Annotated in this window: 6 protein-coding genes; 5 read left to right on the forward strand and 1 reads right to left on the reverse strand. The window is 65.8% G+C overall.

Translation table 11 applies throughout. The features are described from left to right. The first annotated feature begins 81 nt into the window (after positions 1–81). Together F8568_RS40420 and F8568_RS40425 are read left to right on the forward strand one after the other, a co-directional pair. Entirely contained in the window at positions 82–2,022 is a 1,941-nt protein-coding gene (locus F8568_RS40420; protein ID WP_160573939.1) for an ATP-dependent nuclease, read from the forward strand. Continuing rightward, positions 2,015–3,475, forward strand: a complete 1,461-nt coding sequence (locus F8568_RS40425; protein WP_151599120.1) for a UvrD-helicase domain-containing protein — start codon at positions 2,015–2,017, stop codon at positions 3,473–3,475. The genes F8568_RS40420 and F8568_RS40425 overlap by 8 nt, the downstream gene beginning before the upstream one ends. Before the next feature lie 110 nt (positions 3,476–3,585). Here F8568_RS40425 and F8568_RS40430 read toward each other — a convergent pair whose 3' ends face one another. Beyond that, positions 3,586–3,747 (reverse strand): hypothetical protein, encoded by a 162-nt coding sequence (locus F8568_RS40430; protein WP_160573940.1) that lies wholly within the window; start codon positions 3,745–3,747, stop codon positions 3,586–3,588. A 488-nt stretch (positions 3,748–4,235) separates the two neighbouring features. Here F8568_RS40430 and F8568_RS40435 point away from each other — a divergent pair, with 488 nt between their 5' ends. Genes F8568_RS40435 through F8568_RS40445 form a run of 3 tightly spaced genes read left to right on the forward strand, consistent with a single transcriptional unit; the run spans position 4,236 to position 11,337 of the window. Continuing rightward, positions 4,236–5,465 (forward strand): restriction endonuclease-related protein, encoded by a 1,230-nt coding sequence (locus tag F8568_RS40435; protein WP_151599122.1) that lies wholly within the window; start codon positions 4,236–4,238, stop codon positions 5,463–5,465. A gap of 29 nt (positions 5,466–5,494) precedes the next feature. After that, positions 5,495–8,761: a pPIWI_RE_Z domain-containing protein gene (locus F8568_RS40440; RefSeq protein ID WP_151599124.1), complete on the forward strand. Its 3,267-nt coding sequence runs from the start codon at positions 5,495–5,497 to the stop codon at positions 8,759–8,761. Then, a complete protein-coding gene (locus F8568_RS40445; protein WP_151599126.1) occupies positions 8,761–11,337 on the forward strand; it encodes a pPIWI_RE module domain-containing protein in 2,577 nt (858 codons plus the stop codon). Before F8568_RS40440 ends, F8568_RS40445 begins: the two co-directional genes overlap by 1 nt. Positions 11,338–11,901 lie beyond the last annotated feature (564 nt).

An 11,901-nucleotide genomic window follows, 5' to 3' on the forward strand; every position in this document is an offset into this window, starting at 1 on the left:
AGGGTCATGTCGTCCCCTGAAGAGCCGCTGCAGGCTCGGCTTATCGATGTCGCCAGTGCATACCTCGCCACGGAGTCGTCAGTGCACCTCAGCAGAGTGAGAGTCCAGGGCTTCCGGTCAGCCGCGAACGGCGTGCTGGAGTGCCGGTTCCCCGGCTCGTTCAGCGTTCTGATCGGCGGAAACAACGCCGGGAAAACCACGCTCAGCGATGCCCTCTATCTCGGCCATCGGGAGGTCTTCCCCAGCCTGCAGCGGCCGCCAGCGTCCACGCTCGGACCGGCTCCGCGCACGATCACCGTCGATTACGACTACGCGCCCGACGAGGCCAGCGCCAGCCCGCTGGACCACATGCTGCACGCCCAGACCGGTACGCGCAGCTACGGGACGACGGCCGCCGCCTGGACTCGGACTCTGGTGCGCTCGCTGGGCAAGGTGCGGGCGGAGAACACAACGCCGTCCCCGCTGGAGGACCGTATCCGCTTCATCTATCTGCCTGCGCACCGTAACCCCGTCGACGAACTGGCACGTCGCGAGGCCCGCGTGCTGGTCGAACTGCTGCGCGCCCAACAACAACGGCTGACCGGTTCAAAGAACCTGGTCGAGCTGCGTGCCCGCGCCTCCGCGCTGCTGGAGTCACTCGCAGGCAACGGGCTCATCCAGGCCGTCGAGGAACGCATCGACACGCACATGGCCGCCCTCTCCGCCGGGATCAGTCGCCAGTACCCCTTCGTCCGAGGCCAGGTCATCGACGACACCTACCTGGCGCGGGTGCTCGAACTGCTGATCGCGTCCGTCGATGAGCGAGCGTCGGCGAAGCGGCTGGAAGTGTCCGGGCTCGGCTACGTCAACCTGCTTCACATCGCGGTGACCCTGGCGGCCATCCCGGACCCTGCACGGCTGCCAGCCCCACTATCCGTTCCGGAGGTAGCGGGCACCGGTGAGGAGGAGACCGAGGACGAGCCGAGCCCTGAGGACCTGCTCGTCCAAGCCGACGCAGAGCGGGACGCCGAAGAGGATTCCTTCTTTCCGTCGTCCGCGTTCCACGCCACGATCGTCATTGAGGAGCCGGAAGCGCACTTGCACCCGCAGCTCCAGCACGGCCTGGCTCGGTATCTCCGCGCGGTTGTCCAGCAGCGTCCCGAACTGCAGGTGATCCTTAGCAGCCACTCGTCGGAAATCGTGACGGCCTGCCGTCCCGAAGAACTCGTTGTGCTGCGCCGCGACCAGAGCGGCGGAACCGCCGCCCGGACCATCGCGTCTATCCCGTTCAAGAGACGGGACGGGGTGCTGCGCATGGCACGACTGCACCTCGACACGACCCGCAGCGCTGCCCTGTTCGCCGAGCGCCTCGTCCTCGTCGAGGGCGTCACGGACGCGGCACTTCTGCGCCAGTTCGGCCGTGCCTGGGCCGGCGGCGATCCGGCTAGATCGGCGTTCGCCGAAGCGCTCACCATCGTCGTGATCGGGACTAAAGTCGGGGCCTGGCCCGTACGTCTGCTCGCCACGCGAGGTCACGAATGTGCGGCCAGAGTTGCGATCCTGCGTGACAGTGACCAACCGGTCGACGAAGTGCCTCGGGAGCCCCATTGGCTGGCCGACCACGATCCAGACGTGGTCGGCTTCTTCGCAAGCCATCCCACGCTGGAACCCGCGGTCACTTTGAAGAACGAGAGCGCCGTCAGCGAGGTTCTCACCAGGTTGGGAAAGCCACTGCACGAGCCGATCACGCCCGCCTCAGTCCATGCGCATTTCCGTGGTGCCGTCAAGTCCCCCGATTCCGGGTCCGCGCTGCCCGCCGGTCCGGCGGCCAAGCTCAAGGGCGAGTTCGCCGTACTGCTCGCGGACGAGCTGCGACGGCGGCTGGACGAGGGTGAATCCGTGCACGTCCCGGACCACATGAGCGAGCTGTTCGAGTTCCTCTACGCGGGATCTCCCGGAACCGAGCTGTCATTCGTCCAGCAAGACGGACCGGATCTGGAGGCTGCATTCGCGGACGGGCTCTGGCAGGACAGCGATGAGTGAGCCTGGCGAAGGACTGACGGACGAGCAGATAGCAGCCGTATGCTCCCGATCACGCCGCACCTATATCGAGGCGGCACCGGGCTCGGGCAAGACCACGGTGGCGGCCATGCGCTTCGGCCTGCACCGGTTCACGGGTACTGCGGAGGGCGCGGTCGTCGGGCTGAGCTTCACCCGGGCGGCAACGAACGAACTCCAGCAGCGCATCCGCCTCCGATGGGGCGCCCAGGCGCTGACCTGGCCGCATCGCGTCATGACCTTCGACGCTTTCCTGGAACGCCTGCTCGGCCACCTTCTGGAACTGGGGCTGGTCAAGTGGCCTGGCGGACTGACCGCGGTCACGGTGAACGACACGTGGAAAGGGCGGGCGCGTCAGAAGTGGGGCACCCGCTGCCCGACCCTGGTCCTGAAAGGTCGTGCCATCGCCGTGGGTACGCGGCCGGCGCGACAGGACAGCCATGTCGAGTACGCCGATTTCGTCGCGCGAGTGAACGACGGCGAGTGCACCCACGACGAGGTCCGCGCTGTGCTGGAAGCGGCGCTCGATCTGGAGGATGTAAGGGGCGCGATTGCACGACTGCTCATCGATTCCATCGGCGCGCTCATCGTCGACGAGATCTACGACGCGAATCGGCTGGACCTGCGCCTAGTCGAACTCGCCTGTCTACAGGGCCTCAGGGTCACAATCATCGGTGATCCCTGGCAGGCCCTCTACGGCTTCCGCGGTGCGAGCCCTGACCTGGTTCCCGATCTGGTCGCGGCACAAGGCTTCGTACGCCTTCCTTTGACCAGGTCATTCCGGTTCAGCACGGACCAGGCCAGAACGCTGTCCGAACGGCTACGCCAAGGGCAGGCGGTCACCCTCCCTGCGAAGGTGCTGGTGCGGCCGGATATCGTCCTGGCGGGAACCTGGAAACAGTTGTGGGAGTGCCCTCCATCCGTTCTGCCCGCGTCGTTCGGCACCCCCGAGACGACGAACGCCGCCGCGATCCTCCTGCTCCTCGACCGGCTGACCACCACGACCCTCGGTGAGCGCGCCGTCTTTCTGCCGGACGCTCTGGCCGGTCTCGACATCGGCGAGGAGGCGCTGAACCGGCTCGCTGATCCGCTGAGCGAGATACTGGAATCGATGCGCGGGTCAAGTGACATCGACGCCGCGTATCGAGCGCTGATCCGGACGGTCGGCGAGGAGAGCACGCGACTATTCAAACGTAAACATCCGACATCCATACGCAAACTGGAATTGATACGGACTCGTCTGCTGGCGGACGGCCCGGGCTTCGTCCCAGGACTGACGGTGCATCAGGCCAAGGGGCGTGAGTGGAATGACGTCGGCGTGCGCCTGACAGAGAAGGAGTCCTCCCTCCTCAGCACCGGGTTGCGCTCCGGCCAGGAAAGTCACCGAAGGCTTTACGTAGCCCTGACCAGAGCCCGACGCGCAACAACCCCTCTCTGACCACCCACGTACGGCGTGCTGCAGATGGCTGTCGATTCCAAGCCAGCATGCGGTTGTGCGCTGGTGGGCGGCGTTCTGGCCGCCCAAGCCGATCCCGGCGAGAACGACTGTCACCGTCGGCGGGACAGGACGGCAGACCAGGGCGTCGCCGGGGCGATCGCGATGGTCAGCGCACCGGTGAACGGGTGCCCGACGCCGCCCCGTCCAGACGACCACCTCATGCGTTCCAGATCCAGCAACAAGCCGTCGAGAGTGACCCAGGCGTCGATCATGCCGGGCGTCTCCAGCCCGCGCGGTCACCTTGATCAAGCCTGCGGCGGACTCGACGATCTGCCATAACGCCGCGCAGGGGATCGGCGCGGGCGTCCACGCCCCGCGCGTGTGAAACAGGCGGCGGCTTCACCGGGCCGGATTTCAACCGATTGCGCTCCGCAGCGCGGGCCATCAGAGCGGAGCGTCTAATAGCCAGGATAGTCCAAACGGTGAATATCGGGGCGTCGAGCGCCGCGGATTCGTCGGCGTCCGGCGATATGTCGGTGGGGCAGCGTACGTTGGTTGCGCTCAGCTCGCTCGGCCCGACAGCAGCGTCGGCATGCCGGATGGAGGCTGAGCGGGAGATCGAGTCGTCGACCCGACGTGGCGACTCTCCAAGATCACACAGAAGCATATGACGAATTGCTGAGCGCTCGCGCTCGGCGTCATTGACGTCGTCTGTTCCAGTCGACGTCGCGTATGGACTCGTGATGAGGCGGGTGTCAGAGTGACCATCCCTGCGAACGAGGATGTGGCCGAGTCGTCCGGCGCGACCGGCGACGTCGGCCGGACCGAGGGGGTGGCGTTCCAGCAAGAGGATGGCGATTACCTCACCGTGATGTTGCTGGCGGCGGGGCTCGCGCGGATCAGGGACGATCGGCGGCGTATGGATGCCGGCGAGTATCTGACTCGGACGTCGGCGGAGCAGGGGTTGCTTCCGGTGCCGTGGCGGTCGGGGATGACCCGGTTGTGGTGGCGGTTCCATACCGCCGGACAGGTTCCGCCGCGAAACGATTTGGCGTTGTTCGAGCTGTGCCGGACGCCGTTCAACGAGTGGCCGATCGAGCTTCGTCTTTCTGTGGCCGATCTGGAGCAGAGCCTGCTCGATGACGACGAGCTGACGCCGCTGGCCGAGCAGGCGGCGCGACTGTCGGGGCGGGATGTTGAGGCTGAGCTCGTGGAGAACCACGTGTTCCGGGAGCTGATGCTCGTGGCGGAGATGAACGCCAATGATGAGGGCGGTGTTCAAACGAACTATTGCGATCTTCGTCGGCTCCTCATCGACAAGCCGGTGCTGACCGAAGCGAAGGTACGGCGCCTGGTCAGCCGGTTTCCCAAGCGAGGGAGCAACGGCCAGCCGATCGTTCAGCGTTTCATCCAGGCGGCGTATACGCGCCGGGCGGCTCAAGGGCCGGTCGCCATCGGCGTCTGCGACGGATGCGGCAATCCGACGCAGCGGGGCGTCGGTGACTGCGGCACCGCCGGCTGCTCGGGGAGGCCTACCAGTCTGAACATCGAAGCGGTAGGCGGCTACTACGTCCAGCACCGTGCGACCCGGAGGTTCTTCCACGATCCTGGACTGGTCGAGGCCAGGGTTTTGGACCGGCTCGCTGACGTGCAGGCAGAGGGAACCATCAGCGTCGAGGCATGGCCGGGCCTGGATGCGTACGACATCCGGGTGTCGTTCCTGTCCAGATCTGGGGTGGTCGAGGTGTGGGGCGCGGACGCCAAGGATCAAGTGAGTCCGGGGTTGCTGGGGCTCGGGTTCACCTGGCGATCCGATCCGCCGTGTGACCGGCGGTTCCTGGTGTTGCCCGAGCATCGCGCCGATCAGCCTGGCTATGTGGCTGATCTGACGACGGAGTTGCAGGGGCGGGTGTCAGGCGTCTCGGTGGTCAGCGAGGACGCTTTCGTCGCGCGCGTTATCGGCAAGGCGAGGAAGGTGGCGGAGCGGTGAGGGACCATTCGTCATGGTGCCGGGAGCTGGTGACCGAGTTGCAGGCCGGCGGTGTCCTACCGGACGGGCGTCTGACGGCGCGTGACCTGGTGGCGCTCGAACTCGGCCTGTACTTTCTGCACCGCCATTTCGAAGGCGAGCCGATCGGAGCACTGTGGCCGATCCTGTCCGGATATGTGGTCGTGGAGCCCGAGCTTCAACCGGTGGTGCGCAGGCTCAGGCATCGGATGGGTGACATGGGCCGGCGAGGATACTGGCGGCTGTCCCTCGACCTCTACCGTCGCCTTCCTGCTGAGGTCCGCGGCTTCGAGCGAACAGACGACCCCACCAAGAAGATCAACGATCGGACCTGCTTCGTCCCGCACCGCTCCTCGGTGTGCCCGGAGCGGTTCGGCCGCTATGAGGCGGCACTGACCGATCCGGTGCCCTATACGCTCGAGCCGCCCCGCCCGCAGGCCAAACCTGGTGAGCTCTACACGTTCTTTCGTCGCGACAAGGTCGAGGAGCGTATCCGCATCCCTGAGGACGTCGAGGTCCTCCCGCCCCCGCTCGCGCTGACATCCCGACGGCAGCGGGAACGCGAAGCCTGGCACATCAGCTTCGAGGACGACCTGGCGAAGGTTGCCGAACGCTTCGACAGGGCGCTCGTCGACAAGCCTGAGATAGCGAACCGGAACTGGGTCGAACGCCTGGGGAAGATCGTCTTCTGTGCGGTCGACGACGACACCGGCAAGCTCGTCGAGATGCCCGCGTCCTTCGACATCGACGGGGTCGAGCACATGGTCGGATTGATGAACAGCGGCAAGTCCACGCTGGCCGACCTGATCACCGGGGATCGTGTCGAGAAGGGCTTCCACGTCACCCTGGTGGTCGGATCGGTCACCGATGTCTACGCCAAGGTGTCGTTCCTACGAAGTGTCGGGATCGACGCCGTGCCACTGGTCGGCAAGAACAGCCGTACAGAACACGCAGCCCGCTACTGGCGCTCGACTTTGGCGACCTCGGCCAGTGTCTTCCCCGCGGACCAGGACCCGGCGGCCGATTTCGTCAACACCATCTGCCTGCTCGACCCGCTGCGCGAGGCGAACCATCCCAAGTGGGCGCCACTCACCCCGGACAGCTTTCCCTGCCGGAATGCGCTGCGGTCCACCGACGGGGAGAACAAGCTTCATGACTGCCCGCTGCTGGCGGTCTGCCCGCACCAGGAGACCGAGCGGCGGATAGCCCGAGCCCAGGTGTGGGTGACCACGGCACCAGGGCTGGTCGCCAGCCGGGCCGAGCCAGCGGATGTGAAGATGCGATGGCTGGAAGCCTGCCAGCACCACACCGACCTGATCATCATCGACGAGGCCGACAACGTCCAGCAGGACCTCGACGACCGGTTCGTGCAATACGAAACCCTCGTCGCACCCGGTGAAGGGTGGACCGATCGGACCACGATCGGCAAACTGGGCGGTTTCGACCGGATCGGTCGGCGACAGTTGCGCGACCGCAAGGTGAGGCGCTTCAACGACTACGACCGGATCCACCAGCACGCCATCGACAAGCTTTACGAACTCGTCCTGAATGACGAGGGCCTGTACGAGATGATCGGCAAAGCGCCGTTCACCGGCTTCTCGCTCCTTCTGCAGGTTGCACGGATCATGCACGGACTGCCGTTGAAGCGCATGGACGACAACGCCGCGATCGAAGATGCCGCCGACGACTTCTTCCGCCAGCACCTGGAGATTCTCACCGAAGGCGTCCTCCCGACGGTCCCTGATGAGATCGCTCCGATAGTCACTGCGCTTCAAGCAGATATCCCTGACGAGGATTCCATCGACGAGCTGATCAGCGACTGGTTGATGGAACACGCCCCGCAAGGGAAACGCGATCATGTACGAGCGAACAACGCTATGCTCGCAATGCTCTTACAAGCAGGTTTCTGGGCCAGCCGGATCACCACATCGTTCTTCGAGATGTCCACGCTCTACCCAGCGGTCGCCGAATCCCTACCCCTGGACGACGAGGACACCTTCTGGCGGCAGCAGCCTCCCCGCGACTACCAGCCGCTGATCCCGGAAGCGCCCATGGGCAACCTGCTCGCGCTGCAATGGCTGCCTAACCGGCTGGGTGACACCGGCGCGCTGCGGGTGATGTGGATCCGCGGCGTCGGCCGGTGGCTCCTGCACCACATGCACGACCTACTGGAACCCGAAGGTGTTCAGGGGCCGCACGTTGTTCTCACCTCGGCCACAAGTTGGGCGCCGGGCTCGTCGTTCTACCACGTACCGATCGCTCCCTCGGCGGTCCTTCGCGAACCCTTGGAGGACCGGGAGGCGCTGGCTCGAAGCAAGCTGTGGTTTCGAAAGAGCCTGCGCCCGGATGGCAGGAAGGCGATCGCGGTGTCCGGCCGGCAGGGCACTGAACGCAACGATGCCCTGCGGCAACTCGTCAGCGGGATCTGTCTGCCCCGTCCCGGCGCGGTGGTCAGCCTGCTGGAGCAGGTCCGCGCCGACCTCGCCGAGGACCGCAAGCAGGTCTTGTTCGTGGTGCTCAGCGGCGCTGAAGCAAAGTTGGTGGCCGAGCACATCAACCTGCGCACGCCCTACAGCGCCCGCAATGTGACCCCAGACGCCGACGATCCAGGCCAGTACGGTCTCCACCGCCGCATGATCACAAAGTTCCCCGAGTCGGGAGACGACATCCTCGTCGCTGCGGAGATGGCGATCCAGCGCGGTTACAACATCCTCAACGCCAACCGCACCGCCGCGCTCGGAGCGGTGTTCTACCTGGCGCGTATCCACCCGCCGCCTACCGACCCCAAATTCCCGCTCTCCCTCATCAATCAGCGCGCCATGGCCCACCTTTTGGACCCGGCCGGGTCCTCCGTGCCGTTGTCCTCGGTCGCCGAGGCCGCGAAGAAGCTGGGCAACAAGGCGCGGGCCGAGTGGTACAACCTGATGAGCCGTCCGGTGTTCTTCCGCCGGCTGGACGACCGGACCGAGCGTCCCGCGTTCGTCGCCAACGCCTTGGTCCCGATGGGCCAGACCATCGGCCGCAGCATCCGCGGCCACCAGCCCACCCACGTGATCCTTACCGACGCGGCCTTTGCTCCACGGCATGCCGACCCGGACGAGCAGGCACCGGACACCCCGCGCACCAGCTTGATCGTCGCAGCCGACCGGCACCTGACCCGGCTGTTGGCCGAGCCCGCCGGCACCGCGTCCCCGGAGAGGATCCGCGACCACGCCATCGCCGAAGCCACCTGGGGTCTACTCGGCGACCTGTTCCGAAATCGAGACATGGGGCACTGATGCCGCGCTACGACCACCTCCGACTCCTGGCCTACGAGATCGCTCCCGGAGCATCACTCCCGGTCAAATGCCTGACCGCGAGGTTCCCGGCATCGTGGCTGCGACGGATCCGCAGCCAGGCCCCCTCCTGGGACGCCCGAAGGCTGCCCACCTGGTCCCTCGTCGAACTCCTCGACACCCTCGACCCCAACATCATCCACGTGGCCAGCAGGTTCGGCGATGAGCACTGGCTGATCAGCCACGCTCGCATCGACCGGCAGATTGTCCGCACCGCTGTCGCGGTCTGGGCCTCGACCCGCGTCACTCCCGATCGACCCGATCTGGACTGGTTCGACCTGCTGGACGACGACCTCGACTGGAGGCAGACCGAACTGGATCTCCTGGCTGGCCAGACCCACCCCAACGGGACTGCCAAGCCCGACCCGGCCGTATTCCGGATGCTGCCGGGCCACCTCGCCGGCGTTGTCGCAGCCACGGGGATACAAATCCGCGGTGAACACCGGCCTTTCATCCTCGGCCCGGTCGACAGGTCCGGCCGCCGGTCCGCCGTCTGGTGGCCGCCCGAACGCCTCGACGACCCCAAACTAGGGTCCGGTCTGTGGGCCCCAAAGATTGACTTCCACGTGGAGACCGTACCGACCCACGGCCGAGCCCGCATTCACGCCGAACTCAGCACCGCCCGATTCCCCCTCCAGCCTGTCCGATACGTGCCCAGCAGAGGCGGCAGAGCACCGAGCCTGACGCTCTGGCTCCTCGCCGACTCCGGTTACCTCCGCGCGACTGAGCAGCCCACTCTCGTCAGCGCCGGCATCGGACGGCGCCGCGTCAACGGCATGTACCAGTGGGCCTGGGATCCCGGGCTCGCCCACGCGCTAGCACACCTCACCCACCACGCTTTCCCCGACCCGCACGACGTCGCCATCGCCCCTGCCGCCCACATCGACCAGCCGGTGTCCGCGTACGTTCTCTACTCCACCGGCACCAAACTCAGCGCCCCTGACGACGAAGACGCCGACGACAAGGCGGCGAAATCGGTGCTGCACGCGGCCAAGACCGGGTTCCTGCCTGTCGACCACTACGACCTGCACACCAGCATGGGGGAAATCCTGGAGCCGCTGGGAATCCGGCCGGTGGCCGACTTGAAGGAGGCCAAGACCACCGTCCCTCGGCTTTTCCGCCCGGTCGCGGACGCCCACGCCTCCTACACCTTGGAGCTATGGACGGAGTCACCGGTCACCCGGCAAGCCCTGCTCGCGGCGGTGACCCAGGATCTCGGCTACACCGAAACGGTCTCAACGACCCGCACCGCCGACGACGGCGAGATTATCGAGTCCCGTCGCTACACTGGCCCCTGCGAGCTCACGGTGGAACTACGTGAGCAGCACGACATCGCTGCAGGCATTCCCCGGCCCGCCAAAGGTGAGAAGCAGACAGCCCAGGCGGCGCGGCGCGTCGAGCACATCGGGCAGATGATCGGTAGGAGCGACGACCGCCGCGCCGCCATCGTCGAGATCCGCAAGCCGGCCTACTTTGAGGCGATCAACAAGGAGGACCCCTACAGGACCCTCAAGCAGGCGTTCCCACCGCTGAACCGGCGTCTGCAATGCATCCACCCGATCAACCTCTACGTCCCGAAACCCGACGCCAAACGTGTCAAGAAGACCTTGCCCGGAACGCAATTCACCTTGGGGGACATCCATCGCGCCAGCGCAGCCGTGCAGGACGCGCTCCGCTCGCTTGGGCGTGTCGGTGTGCTCCCTGCACCTCCTGGCATCACCGGCGACTTCGAACTGATCGGCATCTGGCTCGAAACCCGTAATGGCGCCGACATTCCCATCGTCGTCCGCATCGCCGGCGACGGCACCGCAACCGCGCAGCTCGCCACCAACGACGGAACCGAACAACTGCCGTATGCCGACCTGCCCCTCGCCCTCACCGTGGGTCAAGGACGAATCCCCAGACCGAAAAACGGCAACTTCCGAATCCGGATCGCCGATTTCCTCACTGCTGCACTCGGCATCGACCACGCTACCCACGACCGCGCCGTCTTCCTCCGCACCAGCAGCTTCCGCACCCGCGGCTGGGACTGGCTCCAAGACCAGCACCTCACCCCCGACAAACTCCTCCTTCCGGGCCTCAACCCCACAGACGACGCTCTCGAATACCTCCCTCCAGCGAAATGTCCCGGCCTGCGCGTCTTCCGCATCCGCGAACGCGACAGCCAAGAGGAAGTCCCACGAGGACTCGGGACCAAGGAGGAAACATACGGTCGGACCAGCGGCGTCTACCCTCTCAACGATCACGTGTACTACGCGGTCAACCCGCGATCAGACCAGATGCAAACCCCGCTGACGGTCACCAAACTCGACCCCGACCAGAGTGCGAACGCCCTAAAACAGGGCAGCAACAACAACCCCATCGAGATCGTCACAGCATTCGTCCAGCCGGGCGACGACCGGCGCGCATGGGCTGCCTACATCCAAGCGTTGCGCCGCGCAGCTCTTCACACCGACATCGCCTCCACCTTGCCTTTGCCGCTGCAACTCTCGTCGCTGGCCGACGAGTACCTGAAGTAGGAGCGGTCGGCCTGCGGTTTTCCTCAGGGGTGAACACGGTGTCAGTGTAACCGTCCCAGTTTCAGCCAGCTCCACGACGTGGGCGACTTCTGTCCACTGGCAGCTCCAGGTTTGGTCAGGAAGCCGATAAAGGTCGCTCAGCCGCTGGCCCGGCGGACGAGATCACCGTCCGGGCCAGATGCTTGGACGTTTCGAATGTGCAGGATCGCCTTGCCGTACTTTGGTCAGCCCGAGTCAAAACTCGCCTCTGGCGGTCGCCGCCATGTGAAGGAGGCCTTGAGCGAGATCTTCCGCCTTCTCAATGGCCAGCTCCTCTTCGTCGTCGTTGTGGGTGGTGAGGACGATGACGGCGCCCGGTCGTCCTGGTCCTTATTAAGGCCGACCGATACGGTTGCTGCGACGCACCCGTCTCTACACCAGTAGCTCTACACCAGTAGTACGGCAGCCGCATTTCGTTAGGTGAGCTGCGGGTATGCGTGTTCGAGTGGTCGGCGGAGGCGGGTTCGTTGGTGGTGCCAGCGGGCTCGTGCTCGGTGCCGGTCTCGCCAGTTCTGCCAGTGGATG

It is taken from the genome of Actinomadura physcomitrii (genome assembly GCF_008923205.2).
Taxonomy (GTDB): domain Bacteria; phylum Actinomycetota; class Actinomycetes; order Streptosporangiales; family Streptosporangiaceae; genus Spirillospora; species Spirillospora physcomitrii.